Genomic DNA, 19,758 nt, shown 5'->3' with positions numbered 1-19,758 from the left:
GGTCAGGTGCGCGTTCTTGACGGCCTGGAATTCGCCGCCCGCCGTCTGGAAGGAGATGGCGAGGTCCCGGATTTCCAGGAGCGGACGCTCTTCGGATCCGGCTTCGTCGATGGTGACGTTGGATGTTGCCATGATTGCCTCCTTCATCGCTTGCGGCTCTTGGGGTCAAGGGCGTCACGCAGCGCGTCGCCAAGCATGATGAAGCTCAGGACCGTGATGGACAGTGCGGTTGCGGGGAACATCAGCACCTCGGGGTTGGTGCGCAACGTGTCCTTCGCCGCGGAAATGTCGTTACCCCAGGACATGATGCTGCCGGGCAGGCCAATGCCGAGGAAGGACAGCGTTGCTTCCGTCACGATGAAGACGCCAAGCTCCATGGTGGCCAGGACGATGATCGGCGCGAGCGCGTTCGGAACGACGTGCCGGACCAGCGTGCCGATCTTGGAGACACCGAGCGAGCGTGCGGCGGTGACGAAGTCCGCGTTGCGGACCTCGATCACGGCACCGCGGGTGATGCGGGCCATTTGCGGCCAACCGAGCATCACAATGACCATGACCACCGTGAAGACGCTCTTGTTCTCGCGGAAGAAGGGCAGCTGGGTGACTACCAGCGCGCCGAGGACCAAAGGCAAGGCGAAGAAGATGTCGCCAATACGGGCAATGATGGTGTCAACCCAGCCGCCGAAGAAGCCTGCCAGTGCGCCGAGCGTCACGCCGATGATCAGGACGAAGATGACGGAGACGACGCCGACGGTCAAGGATGCCTGCGTGCCGTGAATGACGCGGGAGTAGATGTCGCAACCCTGGAAAGTGAATCCCAGGGGGTGGCCGGCCGAGGGGCCAGCGAGGGAATCGCCCAGCTGGCAGTTGTCGTTCGGGGCTGTCTGCGTGAACAGGCCCGGGAAGAACGCGACGACGAGGAGCAGCAGAATCATGAGCGCCGAGATAATGAAGAGCGGCCGACGGCGGAGCTTCCGCCAGGCATCCGCCCACAGGCTCAGGGGGGCTGCGTCGACCTTGAGGGTATCGGTCGCCAGCAGCGGTGTCTCGTCGATAGGGGCAACGTAGTGCTCGATCTGACGGTTACTTTTCATAACGGATCTACTTTTCATAGCGAATCCTGGGGTCAAGCCAGGCGTAGAGGAGGTCCACCAACAGGTTGGCGGCAACGAAGACCAGCACCAGCACGCTCACAATGGCGACGACGGTGGGGCCTTCGCTTCGGATCACGGCTTGGTAGAGCTTTTGGCCGACGCCGGGCACGTTGAAAATGCCTTCGGTGACAATCGCGCCGCCCATCAAGCCACCCAGGTTCGCGCCCAGGTAGGTGACCACGGGAATCATGGAGTTCCGCAGGATGTGGGCCAGGACCACGCGGGGGCGGGAGAGGCCCTTTGCGGTTGCGGTGCGGACGTAGTCGGCGTTCATGTTTTCAATGACCGAGGCGCGGGTCAGGCGCAGCACGTACGCAAAGGACACGAGGCCAAGCACCGTGGCCGGAAGGACCAGGGTGCCCCAATCCGCGTTGGATCCAACAGTCGGCTTGGCCCAGCCGAGCTGGACGCCGACGACGAGCTGAAGCACGAAGCCCAGGACGAACGTCGGGACGGCAATGACCACGAGGGAGGCGACCAGCACGGTGGAGTCGAAGATTTTTCCCTTGCGCAAGCCGGCAATCAGGCCGAAGGCCACACCGAAGACGGCCTGAATGGCCAAGGCCTCGACGGCGAGCATGGCGGTCACGGGAAAGATGCGGCCAAGGGTGGCTGCGATTGGCTGGCCGGTGAAGTCCACCCCGAGGTTGAAGGTGAACAGGTTCTTGAGGAACAGGCCGTATTGGACCCAGAACGGCTGGTCGAGGTTGTATTGCTGGCGCAGCGCGGCAATGACGGCTTCGCTGGGCGGTCGGTCGCCGAAGAGGGCGCGGATGGGGTCGCCCGGAAGGGCGAAGACCATGAAGTACACGAGCAGGGTGGTTCCCAGGAACACGGGAATGACCTGCAGCAAACGCCGGAGGATGTACTGGGTCACAGCAACGGTTCCTGGGCGCTCTTGGAAGTATGGGGATTCATAAGGGACAGCTTTCGTGCCGAATCAAGGCATGGGGGCCCGGTTTGTGGCCGGACCCCCATGCGCTAACGAGCTTGGAACAAGTCCAGAAGGACTACTTTGCGGTGATGTTGTAGTACAGCAGGACGCCGTTCCAGCCGGAGTCGACGTTGGTCACGTTCTGGCTCCATACGGCCTGGCGTGCCTGGTACCACAGGGGCAGGTTCGGCAGGTCCTGGAACAGGATTTCCTGTGCCTGGGTGAACTTCTTGTTGGCGTCGTCCGTGGTCTTGGAGGCGAGGCCTTCGTTCAGCAGCTTGTCGAATGCCGGGTTGCTGTAGCCCTCATAGTTGGCGCTGGCACCGGTCTGCAGGACCGGGCCGAGGAAGTTGAACAGCGACGGGTAGTCGGCCTGCCAGCCTGCGCGGGTGAAGCCCGGGAGGGTCTTCGCCTTGCGGAGGTTGAGGATCTCGGCGAACTTTGCGAACGGCTGGCCTTCGGCCTTGATTCCGAGGTTGTTCTTCAGGTTGTTGGCAACGGCGTCGATCCATTCCTTGTTGCCGCCGTCGGTGTTGTACGCCAGCTGGAGGGTCTTGCCGGCGGGCCACGGGCTCATGGCGTCGGCCTTGGCCCAGAGTTCCTTGGCCTTCGCGGCGTCGAACTTCAGGACATCGGAGCCGGCCACGTTGGCGTTGTAGCCATCAACGGAGGGCGACGTGAAGTCCTTGGCGGGGATGCGGGTGCCGTTGAAGACGACCTTGGTGATTTCGTCGCGGTTGATGGCCATGGAGATGGCCTGGCGACGGAGCTTGCCGGCGTCTCCCTGGAACTCAGGCAGGTAGTTCGGGATGTTGAGCGTCGCGTTGCCTGCGTAAGCCTTGTTGAGGTTGTGGTCCGGGAAGTCCGTGGTGTACGTCTTCAGGGCGTTCGTCGGCAAGACGTCGGTGACGTCAAGGTTGTTGGCCTGGATGTCCGTGTATGCCGGAGCAGGATCGGTGTAGAACTTGAAGGTCACGCCGCCGTTCTTGGCCATGCGGGGACCCTGGTAGTCGGCGTTCTTGACAAGGGCGATCTGGCTGTCGTGCTGCCAGGCGCCCTTGGCGGCCATCTTGTACGGGCCGTTGCCGATGGGGTTTTCGCCGAAGGCCTTCGGATCCTTGAGGGCATCGGACGGAAGCGGCATGAAGGCGGAGTAGCCGAGGCGCAACGGCCAGTCGGCTTCCGGCTGGGCCAGCTTCACCGTGATGGTCGAGTCGTCCTTCAGAACCAAGCCGGACATGGTCTGCGCGGTCGGCGCGGGAGTCGACGTGGACTTGCCGTCCGCGCCCGTGGTCTTCTTGGTGGCGCTGACTGCGTCGTAGCCTTCGATGGATTCGAAGAAGCTGCTGCTGGCCTGCGCGTTGGTGCTCAGGGCGGCGAAGTTCCAGGCGTCAACGAAGCTCTTGGCGGTGACTTCCTCGCCGTTGGTGAACTTGGTGCCCTTCTTCACCTTGATGGTGTAATTCTGGCCGTCAGTCGTGTCAATGGATTCCGCGAGAGCGTTCACGGATTTTCCACTGGCGTCGTAGCTTCGCAGGCCTTCGAACAGGAGTTCGACGACGCGACCGCCGTACACCTCGTTGGTGTTGGACGGCAGCAGGGGGTGCTGGGGTTCATTGCTGTATGCGGTGATGATTTTGTTCGGATCGCCGGCAGCGGTCTGGCCACTGCTCGCGGAGCCGGCGCTGCCGCATCCGGTAAGGGCAAGTGCGGCGACTGCCAGCAAGCCTAGAGCTTTGGAAGTGCGCGAAAAACGCATTCCGCCTCCTATGGATTCAGGGGGATGGGTCGGGGCAACTCATGGCTGCCTCCGGGGCCAGACACAGAATTATCCTGTGACGCGGCCTACGTGGATGTGTAATCCTAACCACACCTTGTCCGAAATATGGAATCCCATTGGCATGAACAACGAAGTGTGCTCTTGACAGTTTTAGTAATGAAGCAGTCATTTCAAGTAAATGAAGCAGTCATTTCAGGTAACGAGTTGGTCCTTGGTAAACTCGACATGCCTGACCCCTGTTTTCCCGCGGAAACCAGGGCCTTTTCGGGGACCCTAAAGGGAGTGCGACGGGCAAATCCTGTGCCCCACACAATGACGAAAAGAGCCCCCGCCGCCCATGGCGACGGAGACTCTTTTGTGGTTGCGACAGTCGGTTCGTGCCGCCGGGAATGCCCCCGGGTGGCTACTCGATGCCGGCAGCCATGAGCTGGGCGCGCAGTTCCCGACGCTCGCGCTGCTTCTCGGGGTCCGGAAGCGGGACCGCGGCCAGAAGCCTCTGCGTGTAAGGCTCCTGCGGATTGCGAAGGATCTGCTCCCTGGTGCCCTGCTCCACAATCCGGCCCCGCTGCATCACGCAGATCCGGTCTGCGAGCACATCAACCACGGCGAGGTCGTGCGTGACGAACAGGCAAGCGAATCCGAGCTCCTTCTGCAGGTTCTGGAAGAGTTCAAGAACTTTTGCCTGGACCGAAACGTCCAGCGCCGACGTCGGCTCATCTGCCACCATGAGCTTGGGCTGCAGGGACAACGCACGGGCAATACCGACGCGCTGCTTCTGCCCACCTGACAATTCATGCGGATAGCGGTTTCGGTAGCCGCGCGGCAGTTCCACCTGGTCCAGGAGGGTCTCGATCCGTTTCTGCAGATCGACTCCCTTCGCGACCCCGGCGAGGAACATCGGTTCGCCGATGCTTTCGCCGATGGGCAGCCGCGGGTTCAACGACGACGACGGATCCTGGAACACCATGCCGATGTCGCGCCGCACTTCGTGCAGTTGCTTTCCATTTCGCTTGGCCGCGGAAATGTCCTGTCCCACCACACGCATGCTGCCGGCGGCCACAGGCAAGAGCCCGACGGCGGCGCGTCCAATGGTCGTTTTGCCCGAACCGGACTCCCCGACAAGGCCCACCACCTGGCCGGGGTAGATCACGAGGTTGGCTCCCTCGACAGCTCGGAACGCGGGCACCCGTCCCTGTTTGGGGTATTCAATAGCGACGTCGATCAGCTCGAGCACGGGGTTTCCCTTGGGCTTGGCCGCTTCTTCCGCCGCTGCCTTCAACGCTGCCTGGTTCTCGCGTTCCCGGCGAAGCAGCTCGTCATGTTCAACGGATTCCAGCTCCGTGTTGGTTGCCGCAGCCAATGCCGCGGTCACGTCGACGTCGGCCTTGTCCGCCCCTTGCCCCAGGTGCGGGACCGCTGCCAGAAGCGCCTGTGTGTACTCATGCTGCGGGTTGCTGAAGATCTGCTGCGCGGTGCCGGTCTCCACAATGACGCCCTTGCGCATCACTGCAATGCGGTCGGCCAAGTCGGCCACCACGCCCATGTCGTGCGTGATGAGGACAATGGCGCTGTCCAGCTTGTTGCGCAGATGGCGCATCAGGTCCAGGATTTCGGCCTGGACAGTCACATCGAGGGCCGTGGTGGGCTCATCCGCGATGAGGAGCTTCGGATCGCAGGACAACGACTGGGCGATCATGGCGCGCTGGCGCTGGCCACCGGAAAGCTGGTGCGGATATGACTTGAAGGCCTTCTCCGGGTCGGGAAGCTCCACCAGTTCCAGCATGCGCAATGCACGCTCCTTGGCTTCGAGCGGAGAAACCACATTGTGCAGCCGGATTGTTTCAACAATCTGGGCACCCACTGTGTAAACCGGGTTGAGGGCCGTCATGGGCTCCTGGAAAATCACTGCGACGTCCTTGCCGCGGACTTCCCGGATAGCGCCTGCCTTTGCGCCAAGCAACTCCTTGCCCGAGAGCTTCACACTGCCGGTTACCCGGCTGTTGCTGGGCAGGAGGTCCAGCAAAGCCATGGAGCTCGCGCTCTTCCCGGAACCGGACTCTCCAACGATCGCGAGGACCTCGCCTGCCCGGACCACATAGTTCAGTCCGATGGCGGCCGGGATCCACTTCTTCTCCACGCCGAAGTCCACACTGAGATCGCGGACTTCCAGTACCACGCTCCCCGGCGCAGTCTTGTCCGAGGCAGTCTCAAGCTGCGTTGCCTCTGGTTCGGGGCTGGCGTTGTCAGTCATGTTGGGTATTCCCTTCCACCCGGGCCACCCTCCAAGGGGTGATTAGTGAAGTAGCCCGGAATCCTGAATTATTAGGGGCATGAGCCAAGAGCCGCATGCCGGAAATGTCGAAATCTTCAAGGCCCGCACCAGCAGGCTGTTCGCCTGGATTTGCTGGGCAGTCGCGGCCTTCGGGATAGTCGTGACCCTTGTGGTGGCCGGACCCGGTGCGCTTTTGGGCACCACTCCCCTGCTCTTGATTGCTTTCCTGGGCTGGTTGCTCTTTTGGCGCCCGGCGGTGGAGGTCCGGGACTCCGGAGTCACCCTGGAAAATCCCTACCGGACCATCGAAGTCCCGTGGGACGCCCTGGTACAGGTGGATACCCGGTATGCCCTCACCCTCATGACGCCGCGCAAGAAGTATCCGGCGTGGGCTGCGCCCGCCCCCGGTATCTGGGGCGGGCGCAATGCCCGCCCCGAGCACCTGAAAGGCCTCCCCGGCACTACGTACGGTCCGGGCAGCTCTGTCCGTCCCGGAGACCTGAGGAACACGGATTCCGGTATCGCGGCTGTCTTGGTCAGGAGTCGCTGGCAGAGCCTCGTGGAATCCGGCCGTGTCGAACCTGGCCGGGCAGAGGACACTTTGGTGACCGTGAGCGTTGCTTGGTTCCGCGTGGCCGCCACGGTAGCTCTCGTGGCGGCCAGTTACTGGGCGGTCTTCCTGCAATAGGTCCCCCAAGGTGGGTCCCACTCAGCTGCCCTGCGCAGTATCGGCGAGCGGCGCCGTCGTCGTGCTTGAATGGCGCGTTGTTTCGACGGCGCTCTTGGCTTTGAATTTCTTCTGCCGCGGATCGAAGGCGTCCCGCAGGCCGTCTCCAATGAAGTTGATGCTGAGGCAGATCAGGATGATGAAGAGGCCGGGGTACCAGAACAGCCATGGCCGAGTGGCGAAGGCCTCCTGGTTCTGCGAAATCAACAGGCCCAGTGAGGTGTCCGGTGAATGTACACCCAGGCCGAGGTAGCTGAGGGCCGTCTCAAGCAGGATCGCAGCGGACATCGTCAAGGTGACGTTGACGATCAGCACGCCAACTGCATTCGGGAGAATGTGCTTGAAGATGATCCTGGCGTTGGAGGCTCCGGAGATCCGGGCGGCATCTACGAATTCCCGCTCCCGCAGGGTCAAGAACTCACCGCGGACAAGACGGGCCAGGCCCACCCAGCTGACGAGTCCGAGGAAAATACCCAGGATGACGACGCTGTTGCTGGACGCGAAGCCGGCGATCCAGCTTCCTTCATCCCTTCGGCTGGCAATCTGACCGACGACGGCTGCGAGGAGCAGCAGCGGAATGATGATGATGACGTCGGTGAGGCGCATGAGGATGGCTTCGACCCAGCCGCGGAAATAGCCTGCAAGTCCCCCGATGATCGCGCCGATCGCACCCGCAATGCCGCCGATCAGGAGCATGACCGTGATGGACTGTTGTGCGCCACGCATTGTCATGGCGAACAGGTCGCGTCCAATCCGGTCCTGGCCGAAGGGATGCTCGCCCCAGGCAAACGGCCATAATGATGACGTCGGAGCGCCGTCGTTGACGAGCGGCGAAACGTCCAAATAGTTGTACTTCCACCATCCCGGTAGGCCAAAGGCACCCACCGCGGTAAAGGCGAGCAGGAAGATCACCACGAAGACTGCCAAACCGATCAGGGCGCCGGTGTGGCCGAAAAACCTCTTGCGGACGATCTGGCCTTGGCTCAGGCCGCTGGTGATTTCGCTGCCTGTTTGGGTGGCTGCAGCTTCAGCGAGCGCCTGTTGCGCGAGGAGTTCTTCCTCTTGTGTTGGCTGGCTCATGCTTTGATCCTTACACGTGGGTCGAGTGCGGAGTAAGCGAGGTCCGCTATCAGGTTGAAGACCATGGCCGTAACGGCCACACACAGGAAGACACCCATGACCGGGTTCGGGTCAATGTGCAGAAGCCCGTCGATGAACAAGAAGCCCATGCCGCGGACAGAGAAAACTGTCTCCGTGATGACGGCACCGCCGATGAGGGCTCCGATGTCGAAAGCAACAATCGTCGCGATCGGGATCAGCGCATTACGGAAGGCGTGACCCATGACCACCGAACGCTCACTCAAGCCCTTTGCCCGCGCCGTCCGGATGAAGTCCATGTTCATGATTTCCAGCATCGACGAACGCGTGAATCGCGTGTAGCTGGCCAGGGACACCAGGATCAAGGCGACCGTCGGCAGGACGAGGTGGGTGAGGGTGTCCGTTGACAGGATCCAGAAATCGCCCTGGATGTTCGGGGTTCCGGCCCCGATGGTCGCGATCGGACGTCCACGCACCCTGCTGTTGTTGAAGTAGGACGGCCACGCTTGCATGAAACGGTCCACGATCACGAGGGCCCCGACCAGGAAGGCGGTGATGGCGGCTGCACGCATTGACTGTCCCCGGTCGTAGCCGCCCATGAAGTACCCGACGGCCATGCCAACAAGGATAGTGGCGACGGCAAGAAGGAAAATCATCAGCCCGGTAGCCTCATTGAGCAGCGGTTGCACTGCAAAGTACGCGATGACGCCGATGCCGACCACGATCAAGCTCGATTGCAGCGCTTTCCGGTTCTTAAGCCCGGAAACCAGAATGGTGATTCCGACGGCGATTCCCGCACCAAGAATGGCGATGATGACGGGGCCCAAACCAGGGTTGCGGAACCACTGCGTCAAGGAGAAGTAGAAGAGGATGAGGGAGACAACCGCAAATACCGATCCACCGACGATCAGGCGGCGCTTGGCCGCTCCCCCGACGACCACAGCGGCGATGACGCCAAGAACGGCACCAATCCCCAAGGCCACGGCCGGTGGTATTTCCGGATTTCGAAGGAAGTCATTGAAGCCGATGGCGCCGAATTCCTTGAGGAGCACGGCAACCCAGAAGATCGGCAGGGAGAAGAACAGGAAGGCCATGAACGTCACGCCATAGTCCAAGGCGCTGTACTGACGGAGGGCAGTGACCACGCCTAGGGAAATGCCAATGAGAATGGCAAGGACTGTTGCGCCGGTGACGAGAGTCAAAGTTTGAACCAGCGCGAAGCCGAGTGCCTCCGTAATCGGCTGTCCCGCGATGTTCTTACCGAGGTTGCAGGCGTTCCCGAAAGGCACGAGACACTGGGCGGCGCCGCCGAGCCACTTGAAGTAGCGCAGCGGGGCAGGTGTGTTGAGGTCGAGCAAATTGGTTCGTGAGTCCATGAGCGCTTGCCGGTTCGGTGCGCTGCTGGCTCGGAACTCTGCCAAGGGATCCCCTGACAACGCTGTCAGGAGATACACCAGGAATGATGCTCCAAGAAGAATGAGTGCCGCCGTGACGAGCCGACGGACGATATAGGTCAACATGGTGTGAAACCTCGAAATCCAGGCCCGGGATCGCCAGTGCCTATCGCAGGATCGTGTCCCTTCCCTGCTTGAGGTCGGTGGGAAGCAGACAGTTTAGCTGGTGTACCAACCCGAAGGCGCCGGGACCATGAATCTTCGGTCCCGGCGCCCCGGCTAGCGGTGTTGCTCGCTGAGTTGGGACCTACTTCTGAGCCCACTCCCAGAAGTTCCACCAAACGCCAGTCTGGTTCGGCATGAGCTTCACGCCCGTGATGCGGTCGCTGTAAGCGTCCACGTTCACCGACTGGAAGAGCGGAACACCATAAGCGCTGTCCCAGATCTTCTTGTCGATCTGCTTCTCAAGGTCGTCCTGCTTGCTGCGGTCCGTAGTGACTACGAGCTCTTCCATCAACTTGTCAGCATCGGTGTTGCTGAACTGGTTGAAGTTGTTGCCACCAGCGGTCTTGAAGATCTGCGGAACGCCGGAGACTCCGACGCCCGGGTTGATCCAACCAAAGATCGTGGCATCGTAGCCGCCTTTTCCGAGCGCCTTGCCCCAGTCGGAGGCACCGAGGCCGCCGTCGACGATCTTGAAGCCCGCCTTGGTGGCGGATTCGCGGATCAGCGAGAAAGCGTCAACACGGTTCGGGTTGTCCTTGTTGTACATGATGCGGATTTCCGGTGTAGCGCCGTTGAGGAGCTTCTTGGCTCCATCGATGTCCACGTCCTGGTAGGCCGAGGAGCCATTGTTCTTGGCGGAATCAGCGTAGGCAGCCTGCTGGGGAACGAAGATCTGCGAGTCCAGCGGCTTCGCGTTCGGGTCAAGCTTGCCGATGATCTTGCTGACGATGTCCTTGCGGGGCACGGTCTTCATGAATGCCGTGCGCACGTTTTGGTCAGCCAGCGGGCCCGAGAAGTTCAGGTCCAAGTGATCGAAGGCCAGCTGGTTGCCCTGGTCAACGGTGACGCCCTGGCTGGTGAGTGCCTTGAGCTGTTCAAGGGTGTCGGCGGAAGCCTGCGGGGCAATGATGTCCGCTTCGCCGTTCTTGAGGGCCTGGACCTGTGCCGGTGCCGAACCGATGTATCGGACGGTGATTTCGTCAAGGTTTGGAGTCGGTCCCCAGTTGTAGTCCTTGTTGCGGACCATGGTGAGGGACTGGTCCTGGTTCATGCTCTTCACGATGTAAGGACCGTTAGAGAGGAACAGGGTGGGGTCTGCGGGAAGCGTCTTCGTGTCGAAGCCCGTGTTCCACATGTCCGACATTGCCTTCAGCTTCGGGTCCGTAGGCAGCGGTGCCTTGGTATTTCCGCGCGGCTTGCTCTTGAAGAAGTCAATCAAGGCCTGGGTGTCCTTCAGGCCGGCCTTCTGCGCAAGGACGTGGGCAGGAACGTCAATGCCGGGACCACCAAGCACGATCTCCCAGTCAGCGAACGGCTTGGAGTACTTGAGCGTCAGGGACTGGTTGTTGTCGCCGATCTCCGGGAAGTCCGTCAGGCTGAGGCCGGTGTTGTCACCAGCGTAGGAGAAGTAGGACGTACCGGTCTTGGCCTTGGGATCCGCGTCGTCGTAGTAACCGGAGAAGGCCGCCCACTGCAGGAGGAGGTCCGCGGCCGTAACGGGCGTGCCATCGGACCATTTCACGCCGCTGTTGATGGTGTACTTGACGGTCAGCGGATTGTCCGAGACCTTTTCCATCTTGCCGAACTTGTCGTTGTGGACGACGTTCAGCTTGTTGTCGATGTAGTAGAAGCCCGAGTGCGTCGCGTAGCTGACCTTGGAGTTGATGTCAGTATTGCCGTCGGCCGTGTTGGGGTTGAACGTGTTGAAAGCGTTGACCTCGACCACAGTGGCCGTGCCACCCGTCTTGGCTGCTCCGGTGGATGGGGTATTGCCACCGGAATTGCCGGCACAGGCGCTCAGTGCGATCGCGGCGATTGCCGCAATGCCCACTGCTTTGGAAGTACGTCCGAAACGCATTCCGCCTCCTATTTTTTTGAGTGGAAAAAGCCGGCGCTGTTGACTCCGGCAGACTGCCACAACCCCCTCAGCAGGCTTGTGGCTGGTCTCACATGAGCAGTAGCCTAGCGCCCGGAACGGATGTTTGGGTCTAAAGTTTCCCGCCGGTAAAGTTTGTTATCGAGATGCAATCATTGAAGGACGTCCTAGTGGTTCCGTAATCCACGCCAACATGACATAAGCCCCGATTCAAGGCGAACCGGGGGCTTATCTCGGTTATTTCTCCATCACTGAAGATGCCTATATGCTCCGCTTCAGCCCTACGTGGGCAGTCCGGTATCCGAGCCGCGTGTAGAAGGCGCGGGCCCGTTCCCGTGCTTCGTCGGTGGTCACCTGCGCCAGTTGCGCCCCACGCGCACGCCCGAAATTGTGTGCCCACTCAAGCATCGCGGTGCCCAGGCCCTGTGAACGTTCCGCGGCAGCAACCCGCAGTCCCTCGATCTGAAGTCGGGAAGAACCACCCCGGGAAAGTCCTGGAATGACGGTCAATTGCATCGTGGCAACGATGCGATCGGCATCATTGCGGACAACCCCCAGATAGTTGGAACTGTCTCGAACAACCAGGTTGTAGGCCGCCTCGTACCGTTCGAGCTCGACGCACTCACGATCGGGACCGAACTGATCATCAGACAGCAGCGCGGCGATGGCCTCGACATCATCGCGACTCGCCCGTTCCAGCCTGAAGGTGCGGCCCGCCACCCGCAGCAGTCCTCGAACCGAGGATCGCGCATCTGCCTGCAGCCGGGCGACCAGCAGATCAAGCCATCCGCCCACGTTGGCTCGAGCCTCAACGGTGTCGGGATAGCGGCATCTCAAGTGCAGACCGGACGCGTCCAGGATGAACCAAAGCATGACGCCGTCCGTGTCGATTGTCGCGCTCACATACTGGGCGTCGAGTCCGACAGAGTCGATTCGCACCGGCAGCCTGCGCAGGTCCAGCCAGGAGATCGCGAACATCCCAGGAGCTACGGGCATGCCGCCCCATGGAGCCAGCACGTCTGCGAGCGGCCACGAGCCAAGCTGCACAGCCTCTTTCACGGCGGCCGCCGCAGCGAGTGGCTCGGCGGCCGACGACTCAAGTACCGAATTGGTTATGAACCAGCCGACTGAGTCATGCCATTTGTCGTCGAAGCGGCTGTGCACGGGAAAGACGGCTCGCAATGGGGTCCCTGCCAACTCGCGGGTTACCGCTGTCATCGCAACAACTGCGAGTGCGAGCGTCGAGACACCGTCATTGCGGGCTTGCGCAGCAAATGCGGCACCGTCGTCGAGATCGAATACATCGCGAACTTCCACACGCTCGCGCTGCGGATCGGGCGCACCCAGGGGCAGGGGGAATTGCGGCATGACGCCGCCGCTATCCCCGATGATTTCTTCCCATCGGTGACGCACGTGATCCGGCGCCGCATTCCGATCCAGCAGTGCTTGCGTGTGTTCAACAAATGCCGGCGCAGGCCCGGGCAACGGTTCACGGCCCGCCCTCCCGGCGTCGAGCGCCGACAGCAGGTCGCGCGCGATCACCAGCATCGACCACATGTCGACGTGGGCGTGGTCGGCCGCAATCACGACCGTGAGTCCGGCAGCGGTCTCCAGTACGCACAGCCGGTGTGAGGGACGTTGGTATGGCGAACATGCGGCATCGAGAATGTCCCGCACCGCGTCATTGACGGCCTGGCCAGAAGGTACCTGATGCTCCACCCAGGTTCCCGGAGCAATATCAATTTCGTGAAGCTCCGGATCACCATCCGCGCCGGGCACGAATGCCGTTCGCAGTGTGCCATGACGGGCGACGACAGCCAGCCAGGCATCGGCAATTGACTCACGATGAGTTGGTGTAGGCAGCCGAAAAGACAATGCCATCCAGGAGCCGGGGCGGTCGCCTGCCCCCACATGGAGCCGCTGGTCAAAGGACACTGGAAGGCGTCGGCCGAGCGCAGACACACTGACGTCATAGCCCCAAAGTCGTCCGAATGGTAGGCGCAGGTGCGTGACGTTGGTCAGGCGCATGGCAGTATCCTATCGCCCCAGATAGCCTGAATGTTCAACGCGGCCGCAAGAGGTGACGCGGCCAGTCACGAAACGAGGAGCCTGATGCCCACTTTCGAGGTTCCCGGAGCCGAGCTTGCGGTTGCTTTGAGCGATGAAGGTGGACACCCGATTGTCCAACTGCATGGACTTACCTCAAGCCGCGCGCGCGATCGGGTGCTCAACCTCGACCTCGGCCGAGGGCTTAGTGGAACTCGACTGCTGCGGTACGACGCACGCGGCCATGGCCGGTCGACGGGTCGGAAGGTCCCCGAGGAATATCAATGGCAAAACCTCGCAGACGACCTCCTGCGACTGCTCGATCACTGGTTCCCAGGCGAACGTGTCCACGGAGTTGGTCCCTCCATGGGTACCGGCACACTCTTGCACGCCGCTTCCCGCGAGCCAGGCCGCTTTACCGGGCTCACGCTTATGGTGCCACCCACCGCGTGGGAAACCCGAGCTGCACAGGCTGCAAACTACCGGGTAGCCGCGGCGCTTATCGAGTCTGTTGGTGTCGAGGCGTTCCTCGCCACCACGCGCGGGGCAACGGCGCCGCCGGCCACAATTGGTGCGCCGGAGACGGTGCCCGACGTCGCCGACTCCCTCTTGCCGTCATTGTTTCGAGGCGCGGCACTCAGCGATCTGCCTGCTCCTGAGGCCCTCGCGCGAATCGACGTACCGACGACGATCCTGGCGTGGGTCGATGATCCGGGCCACCCGCTGTCAACCGCGGAAACCCTTGCCGCGCTGCTCCCGCAAGCAACGCTGACAGTAGCCCGCACCCCGGACGACGTCGAAACCTGGCCTAATATCCTGAGCCAGGATGTCGCCGGTTGGGGTTAAGACAGGATGATCGTTACCCGATCAGGTAGACCATGCCGCGCCCCTCGTCGGCGAGATTGGTGGCGAAGACCCGAGCCCGTCGAAGATAGCCAACGGCATACTCGACGTCAAGGTCCCGATCCACACATGGCGAATCCGGCAACCGCAGCCTCACCTCCGCATCAGAGATATCGTCCAAGTCCTGAGCAATCGCCAAAACCTCGGACGGAGTCAAGGCCCTTACCCACGGATCCCAACCTTCGCCATGCATGGTCACGTTGCCTTCAAACATACGAAAAGCGGGTCGCGCCGCCATGGCCTCCCCCAATGGGGCCGTGAGAACCTGCAGATGCCGCCATGCCTTGTCCAGATAGAGCATGTCGCGCTCCGATATCAATTGTTCGAAGGTGGTACCACTGATCCCGACACCAGGGTCAAGGCCCCAAGCATCAGCAAGCGGATCGACCGACACGAAGGTCATCGGGTCGGAAAGCACCTGTTCAGTGAGGTCGCCGTCGAATGCATATGCGTAATATCTGATTCCCATCCACCAAGTATTGCCAAAGCGCAAGCTGCGCAGGACGGCTGAGTTGCGCTATGTGGATAACTCGCGAGATGAACTGTACCGGCATGTCGATGACCAGCCGCACCGATTTGTTCACGCGACCTTGAGAGGCGTGAAGGCAGCGATCTGCCCAGCCGCACGATCTTCGGCAACGTCGAGATCGTAATGCGTCTGCAGGTTGAGCCAGAACTGAGCCGACGTTCCAAAATACTTGCCAAGACGTAGTGCCGTGTCGGGCACCTGACCAGGGTGTAAACGCCGTGCTCGCCGTGGGCAGCAGGCGTCCGGCCGGCGAAGTTGTCCTGGTCTACCCCGTGCCGGATAGGACGGCGTAAATATCGGCTCCACCGCAGCGAGCGGGTGGTTAGGCTGGGTGGATGGCGACAGTTATTCTCGTGCGGCACGGCCGCACCACAGCCAATGCCACTGGGCTGCTGGCTGGGCGGGCGGTCGGCGTCAGCCTGGACCAAGTCGGGCGCGACCAGGCGGCTCTGACTGGAGACCGGCTCGCGGCGGTGCCCTTGGTCGCGGTGGTGTCGAGCCCGCTTGAGCGGTGTCAGCAGACCGCCCAGCTCATCCTCGATCGCCAGGCTGGCACGCCGTACGCGCCGGTCGATCTCGATCTCACCGAGTGCGATTACGGCCAGTGGCAGGGCCGGACGCTCAGTGACCTCGCGACCGAGGATCTGTGGCCGGTTGTGCAGTCCCAACCGTCCGCCGTCGTCTTTCCCGGAGGTGAATCCATGGCCGCGATGCAGGCTAGGTCGGTGGCAGCGATTCGACGCCACGATGCAGCCTTCGAAGCCGAGTACGGGCCAGGAGCCGTGTGGGTGGCGGTGAGCCACGGTGACATCATCAAGTCAATCCTCGCCGACGCGTTCGGCATGCACCTTGACCTGTTCCAGCGTATTACCGTGGGCCCCGGTTCCGTATCGATCGTGCGCTACGGCGGTAGTCGGCCGAGCGTCTATGCGACCAACACCGACGCGGGTGATCTGTCGCGGCTGACGAACGGCATCCACTCTGGCGATGCGCCGGTGGGCGGCGGTGCAGGGCAAAAGGCGCCATGAACCTCATGTGCCTAGAATACTGACATGCCTACACGTGTTCACGAGTTTGCCTGGCCTGATCGGGTCGTCGTCGGCACCATTGGCCTTCCGGGGGCGCGCACGTTCTACCTGCAGGTGCGCGCAGGGACGCAGATCGTGAGTGTTGCCCTGGAGAAAGAGCAGTCGGCTCTGCTCGCGGAGAAGATCGACGAAATTCTCGACCAGCTCATCACCGTGGAGGGCAACCCGTTCAGCGTTCCCACGGGTACTCCCATTGAACTTGTCGACAATGACCAGCTCGAGGCCGTTCAGGAGCAGTTCCGCACCGGCGCCATGAGCCTAGGTTGGGACCCAACCACGGCCCAGGTGGTACTAGAGGCCTACGCCATCACCGAGGCCGATGCCGATGCCGATGCCAACGATGAGGACGGCGCTAACGAGACCGAAATGCTGCTGGTCCGCATGCCGGTCGGCACGGCCCGCGCCTTCGCCAAGCGCACCCGAGAGATCGTGGGCGCCGGGCGTCCGACGTGCCCGCTCTGCGGGTACCCCATCGACGCCGACGGGCACATCTGCACCCTTCCCGAGGTCTGATGCCGACGCCGGAGCTCGGGACCGCCGAGCTGACGCTCACCGGCCGCATCACGACGGCTTCAAACGCTACATTTCTGGGCAGCATCGGCGACGTAGTGGTCGTCTACAAGCCGATAGCCGGCGAAACTCCGCTGTGGGACTTTCCCCACGGCACCCTGGCCCACCGGGAGGTGGCCGCGTACCTGGTCTCGCAGGCATTCGGCTGGGACATCGTGCCGCACACCTGGCTGCGCGATGGTCCGATGGGCGAAGGAATGGTGCAGCTCTGGCAGGACCAAGACCCCGCCCAAAACGCCGTGGACCTCGTGGCGACAGTCCACGTGCCGGAGACGGGCTGGAAGCACGTTCTCGAGGGACGGGATGAGAACGGACGCATGGTCACCCTCGTTCACGAAGACTCGCCAGCGCTCAGGCGCATTGCGGTGTTCGACACAGTCGTCAACAACGCCGACCGCAAGGGCGACCACATTCTTGCAATGCCGGACGGACACCGGCACGGCGTGGACCATGGGCTCACCTTTCACCGTGACCACAAGCTGCGCACGGTGCTGTGGGGATGGCTGGGAGACCCTCTGACCGCCGAGGAACGCGAGGGCATCGATCGTGTCAGCGAAGGACTGCACGGTGGGCTGGGCCGAAACCTGGCGGAATTGCTCAGCGCCGAAGAAATCGCATCGCTCGCCGCGCGCTGCGCCCGGTTGCGTTCGGCAGGGCGGTTTCCGGCTCCGAGCGGCGAGATGTCGGCGGTGCCCTGGCCGCTGTTCTAGACGTTGAAGCGGAACTCCACCACGTCGCCGTCGGCCATGACGTATTCCTTGCCTTCAATACGGACCTTGCCGCGGGACTTGGCCTCGGCCATGGATCCGGCGGCGATGAGGTCATCGAATGAGACAACTTCGGCCTTGATGAATCCGCGCTGGAAATCCGTGTGGATGACACCTGCGGCCTGCGGCGCGGTGTCGCCCTGGTGGATGGTCCAGGCGCGGGCTTCCTTGGGACCAGCCGTGAGGTAGGTCTGCAGTCCGAGCGTATGGAAACCGACGCGTGCCAGCTGGTCGAGGCCGGATTCGTCCTGGCCGTTCATCTCGAGCATCTCGCGGGCTTCTTCCTCGTCGAGTTCGACGAGATCGGATTCCAGCTTGGCGTCAAGGAAAATGCAGTCTGCCGGTGCCACCATGGCGCGCAGTTCCTCTTGCTTTTCCGGGCTGCCCAGGATTCCTTCGTCGGCATTGAAGACGTAGATGAAGGGCTTGGCCGTGAGGAGGCTGAGCTCCTTGAGGTGCTCCATCTCGAGCTTGTCGCTCTTGACCGAGGAGAAGATGGTGTCACCACGCTCCAAGACGGCCTGGGCAGCCAGGATTGCTGCGAGTTCCGCGGCTTCCCGCTTTTTGATCTTGACTTCTTTTTCGATCCGGGGAATGGCCTTTTCGATCGTCTGGAGATCGGCCAGGATCAGTTCGGTGTTGATCGTCTCAATGTCCGAGCGCGGATCGACTTTGCCGTCGACGTGGACAACGTCGGGGTCGTCGAAGACACGGATGACCTGGGCGATGGCTTCTGCTTCGCGGATGTTCGCCAGGAACTTGTTGCCCAGGCCTTCGCCTTCGGAGGCGCCCTTGACGATGCCTGCGATGTCAACGAACGAGACGACGGCGGGCAGGAGGCGCTGCGATCCGAAGACCTCCGCCAACTTCTGCAGGCGCGGGTCCGGGAGGTTGACGACGCCGACGTTTGGCTCGATGGTGGCGAACGGGTAGTTCGCGGCCAGCACCTGGTTGCGGGTCAGTGCGTTGAAAAGAGTTGATTTGCCGACGTTGGGCAGTCCGACGATGCCAATAGTAAGAGCCACGAGCATTGATTCTACCCGTTGAGTGCCCTTCCCCGCTTTCGCGGGTGGAACCCTGGACCCCACGCCCGGGTGCCGTGACCCGGCTTCGCTAAATTGTCCGACCCCTATGCCAAGGTTGGAGACATGGATGGTTTTGCAGTAATACTCGCTTTGTTCATGCTTCTTCTGGGAGCGGCCGCCGGCGTGGTGGCTGGCTTCCTCCTGTTTCGGCGCCGCAATGCCGCGCTCGAACAAGATTTCGACGGCGTCTCGGCCCGGCTTGCCGCGGTGAACGCCCAGTTTGCCGCCGCCGACGCCGAACGACGGCTTCTGTTGTCGCAGAACCGTGAACTGAACGAGTCCAGGAACCAGGATGGCAGCGTCTTGCGGGCTCTCGCCCCTGTTGCCGAGAAGCTGACTGCCGTCCAGCAACAGGTATCGCTTCTGGAACGGGATCGCTTGGAGCAGTACGGCCAGCTCGCCCAGCAGCTCCAAGAAGCCCGGCTGTCCGATGAACAACTCCTGCGCTCCACGCATGCCCTGGCTTCCGCCCTCCGGTCCAACAGCGCCAGGGGCCAGTGGGGTGAAGTCCAGCTCCGCCGGGTAGTGGAAGCGGCCGGAATGCTGCGTCACGTCGATTTTCACGAACAGGTACATTCCGCTTCCGCCGACAACGCCGTCCGGCCGGATCTCGTGGTCCAGTTGCCGGGTGGAAAGCAGCTAGTGGTGGACGCAAAAGTTCCGTTGGCGTCCTACCTCGCCGCCCAGGAACAGGGCAACTCTACCCAGAGGGTCAACGGCCTTCAGTCTGTGGGCAATGGCGCGGATGCTTTGCTCCTCGCGCACGCGAAGGCCCTCAAGTCCCACGTGGATGCCCTGGGGTCCAAGAAGTACTGGGACATCCCCGGCAACTCCCCCGAACTGGTGATCTGCTTCCTGCCCGCGGAATCCATCCTGGCCGCCGCACTCGAAGCGGACCCCGCCCTCTTGGACCACGCCTTGTCCCGGAACGTAGTGCTCGCGTCCCCCGGCACCTTGCTGGCAGTTCTTAAGTCCGTCGCCTTCACCTGGCGCCAGGACGTCTTGACGGACAACGCCCGGGAACTCTTCGAGCTCGCCCGGCAGCTGTACGAACGGATGGGCACTCTCGGCGACAACGTGGGCAAGCTGGGTTCATCGTTGAAGACCTCGGTGGATCGCTACAACGCACTCGTCGGAACCCTGGAAGCACGCGTCTTGCCGACGGCACGGAAACTCAATTCAATGGACACCGACGGTCTGGTGTCACCGTCCGCAGTGGAAGCAGTGCCGCGGGCGCTTGCCGCACCCGAACTGATCGAAGGCGAATCCGCGGCCTAAGACCGGCCTAGTAGGGGTCCGGGCCGGGCACA

17 protein-coding genes are annotated in these 19,758 nt (G+C 62.1%); 6 read left to right on the top strand and 11 right to left on the bottom strand.

Annotated elements, in window-relative coordinates; translation table 11 throughout:
- Positions 1 to 143: 143 nt before the first annotated feature.
- From ACFVTG_RS06170 to ACFVTG_RS06155, 4 genes are all read right to left on the bottom strand, one after another.
- The gene (locus tag ACFVTG_RS06170; protein ID WP_059387473.1) at positions 144 to 1,094 is read right to left on the bottom strand and encodes an ABC transporter permease; all 951 of its coding nucleotides are present in this window, start codon (positions 1,092 to 1,094) and stop codon (positions 144 to 146) included.
- A gap of 7 nt (positions 1,095 to 1,101) precedes the next feature.
- On the bottom strand, positions 1,102 to 2,031 hold the full coding sequence (locus tag ACFVTG_RS06165; RefSeq protein ID WP_284751635.1) for an ABC transporter permease: 930 nt from the start codon (positions 2,029 to 2,031) through the stop codon (positions 1,102 to 1,104).
- A gap of 133 nt (positions 2,032 to 2,164) precedes the next feature.
- Positions 2,165 to 3,847, bottom strand: a complete 1,683-nt coding sequence (locus ACFVTG_RS06160; RefSeq protein WP_284751636.1) for an ABC transporter substrate-binding protein — start codon at positions 3,845 to 3,847, stop codon at positions 2,165 to 2,167.
- Between the two features lie 424 nt (positions 3,848 to 4,271).
- Positions 4,272 to 6,119 (bottom strand): dipeptide ABC transporter ATP-binding protein, encoded by a 1,848-nt coding sequence (locus tag ACFVTG_RS06155; RefSeq protein ID WP_390278934.1) that lies wholly within the window; start codon positions 6,117 to 6,119, stop codon positions 4,272 to 4,274.
- Positions 6,120 to 6,198: 79 nt separating this feature from the next.
- Here ACFVTG_RS06155 and ACFVTG_RS06150 point away from each other — a divergent pair, with 79 nt between their 5' ends.
- A complete protein-coding gene (locus ACFVTG_RS06150; protein WP_390278932.1) occupies positions 6,199 to 6,828 on the top strand; it encodes a PH domain-containing protein in 630 nt (209 codons plus the stop codon).
- Positions 6,829 to 6,849: 21 nt separating this feature from the next.
- On the opposite strand, the gene ACFVTG_RS06145 is transcribed toward ACFVTG_RS06150, so the two are convergent.
- From ACFVTG_RS06145 to ACFVTG_RS06130, 4 genes are all read right to left on the bottom strand, one after another.
- On the bottom strand, positions 6,850 to 7,947 hold the full coding sequence (locus ACFVTG_RS06145) for an ABC transporter permease (RefSeq protein ID WP_390278930.1): 1,098 nt from the start codon (positions 7,945 to 7,947) through the stop codon (positions 6,850 to 6,852).
- Positions 7,944 to 9,485, bottom strand: coding sequence for an ABC transporter permease (locus ACFVTG_RS06140; RefSeq protein WP_390278928.1), 1,542 nt, complete (start codon positions 9,483 to 9,485; stop codon positions 7,944 to 7,946). The genes ACFVTG_RS06145 and ACFVTG_RS06140 overlap by 4 nt, the downstream gene beginning before the upstream one ends.
- A 181-nt stretch (positions 9,486 to 9,666) precedes the next feature.
- A complete protein-coding gene (locus ACFVTG_RS06135) occupies positions 9,667 to 11,442 on the bottom strand; it encodes an ABC transporter family substrate-binding protein (protein WP_284751641.1) in 1,776 nt (591 codons plus the stop codon).
- 279 nt (positions 11,443 to 11,721) lie between these two features.
- A complete protein-coding gene (locus tag ACFVTG_RS06130) occupies positions 11,722 to 13,488 on the bottom strand; it encodes a GNAT family N-acetyltransferase (protein ID WP_390278926.1) in 1,767 nt (588 codons plus the stop codon).
- Positions 13,489 to 13,572: 84 nt separating this feature from the next.
- Between ACFVTG_RS06130 and ACFVTG_RS06125 the strand changes: the two genes are divergently transcribed.
- On the top strand, positions 13,573 to 14,352 hold the full coding sequence (locus tag ACFVTG_RS06125; RefSeq protein WP_284751643.1) for an alpha/beta fold hydrolase: 780 nt from the start codon (positions 13,573 to 13,575) through the stop codon (positions 14,350 to 14,352).
- Between the two features lie 13 nt (positions 14,353 to 14,365).
- Here the strand turns inward: ACFVTG_RS06125 and ACFVTG_RS06120 are convergent, their stop codons facing one another.
- Positions 14,366 to 14,878 carry a hypothetical protein gene (locus ACFVTG_RS06120; protein WP_390278924.1) on the bottom strand — a complete coding sequence of 171 codons (513 nt, stop codon included), beginning with the start codon at positions 14,876 to 14,878 and terminating at the stop codon, positions 14,366 to 14,368.
- Positions 14,879 to 14,989: 111 nt separating this feature from the next.
- Positions 14,990 to 15,136 carry a transcriptional regulator gene (locus ACFVTG_RS06115; RefSeq protein ID WP_390278922.1) on the bottom strand — a complete coding sequence of 49 codons (147 nt, stop codon included), beginning with the start codon at positions 15,134 to 15,136 and terminating at the stop codon, positions 14,990 to 14,992.
- 137 nt (positions 15,137 to 15,273) lie between these two features.
- On the opposite strand from ACFVTG_RS06115, the gene ACFVTG_RS06110 reads away from it, so the two are divergent.
- Genes ACFVTG_RS06110 through ACFVTG_RS06100 form a run of 3 tightly spaced genes read left to right on the top strand, consistent with a single transcriptional unit; the run spans position 15,274 to position 17,306 of the window.
- On the top strand, positions 15,274 to 15,966 hold the full coding sequence (locus ACFVTG_RS06110; protein WP_390278920.1) for a histidine phosphatase family protein: 693 nt from the start codon (positions 15,274 to 15,276) through the stop codon (positions 15,964 to 15,966).
- Between the two features lie 24 nt (positions 15,967 to 15,990).
- A complete protein-coding gene (locus ACFVTG_RS06105; RefSeq protein WP_390278918.1) occupies positions 15,991 to 16,539 on the top strand; it encodes a DUF3090 domain-containing protein in 549 nt (182 codons plus the stop codon).
- Positions 16,539 to 17,306 carry an SCO1664 family protein gene (locus ACFVTG_RS06100; protein WP_390278916.1) on the top strand — a complete coding sequence of 256 codons (768 nt, stop codon included), beginning with the start codon at positions 16,539 to 16,541 and terminating at the stop codon, positions 17,304 to 17,306. The genes ACFVTG_RS06105 and ACFVTG_RS06100 overlap by 1 nt, the downstream gene beginning before the upstream one ends.
- Here the strand turns inward: ACFVTG_RS06100 and ychF are convergent.
- A complete protein-coding gene (gene ychF, locus ACFVTG_RS06095; protein ID WP_390278914.1) occupies positions 17,303 to 18,388 on the bottom strand; it encodes a redox-regulated ATPase YchF in 1,086 nt (361 codons plus the stop codon). The genes ACFVTG_RS06100 and ychF overlap by 4 nt on opposite strands.
- Before the next feature lie 123 nt (positions 18,389 to 18,511).
- On the opposite strand from ychF, the gene ACFVTG_RS06090 reads away from it, so the two are divergent.
- Positions 18,512 to 19,726 carry a DNA recombination protein RmuC gene (locus ACFVTG_RS06090; protein ID WP_390278912.1) on the top strand — a complete coding sequence of 405 codons (1,215 nt, stop codon included), beginning with the start codon at positions 18,512 to 18,514 and terminating at the stop codon, positions 19,724 to 19,726.
- Positions 19,727 to 19,758: the final 32 nt, after the last annotated feature.

The organism is Arthrobacter sp. NPDC058127 (assembly GCF_042884555.1).
GTDB lineage: Bacteria > Actinomycetota > Actinomycetes > Actinomycetales > Micrococcaceae > Arthrobacter.
This window is presented reverse-complemented; position numbering and strand designations above follow the sequence as displayed.

Bases quoted from the DNA above. Each gene is read 5' to 3' on its own strand.
- ACFVTG_RS06170 (WP_059387473.1), bottom strand. From the start codon at position 1,094: ATGAAAAGTAACCGTCAGATCGAGCACTACGTTGCCCCTATCGACGAG.
- ACFVTG_RS06160 (WP_284751636.1), bottom strand. From the start codon at position 3,847: ATGCGTTTTTCGCGCACTTCCAAAGCTCTAGGCTTGCTGGCAGTCGCC.
- ACFVTG_RS06155 (WP_390278934.1), bottom strand. From the start codon at position 6,119: ATGACTGACAACGCCAGCCCCGAACCAGAGGCAACGCAGCTTGAGACT.
- ACFVTG_RS06150 (WP_390278932.1), top strand. From the start codon at position 6,199: ATGAGCCAAGAGCCGCATGCCGGAAATGTCGAAATCTTCAAGGCCCGC.
- ACFVTG_RS06145 (WP_390278930.1), bottom strand. From the start codon at position 7,947: ATGAGCCAGCCAACACAAGAGGAAGAACTCCTCGCGCAACAGGCGCTC.
- ACFVTG_RS06140 (WP_390278928.1), bottom strand. From the start codon at position 9,485: ATGTTGACCTATATCGTCCGTCGGCTCGTCACGGCGGCACTCATTCTT.
- ACFVTG_RS06135 (WP_284751641.1), bottom strand. From the start codon at position 11,442: ATGCGTTTCGGACGTACTTCCAAAGCAGTGGGCATTGCGGCAATCGCC.
- ACFVTG_RS06130 (WP_390278926.1), bottom strand. From the start codon at position 13,488: ATGCGCCTGACCAACGTCACGCACCTGCGCCTACCATTCGGACGACTT.
- ACFVTG_RS06125 (WP_284751643.1), top strand. From the start codon at position 13,573: ATGCCCACTTTCGAGGTTCCCGGAGCCGAGCTTGCGGTTGCTTTGAGC.
- ACFVTG_RS06120 (WP_390278924.1), bottom strand. From the start codon at position 14,878: ATGGGAATCAGATATTACGCATATGCATTCGACGGCGACCTCACTGAA.
- ACFVTG_RS06110 (WP_390278920.1), top strand. From the start codon at position 15,274: ATGGCGACAGTTATTCTCGTGCGGCACGGCCGCACCACAGCCAATGCC.
- ACFVTG_RS06105 (WP_390278918.1), top strand. From the start codon at position 15,991: ATGCCTACACGTGTTCACGAGTTTGCCTGGCCTGATCGGGTCGTCGTC.
- ACFVTG_RS06100 (WP_390278916.1), top strand. From the start codon at position 16,539: ATGCCGACGCCGGAGCTCGGGACCGCCGAGCTGACGCTCACCGGCCGC.
- ACFVTG_RS06090 (WP_390278912.1), top strand. From the start codon at position 18,512: ATGGATGGTTTTGCAGTAATACTCGCTTTGTTCATGCTTCTTCTGGGA.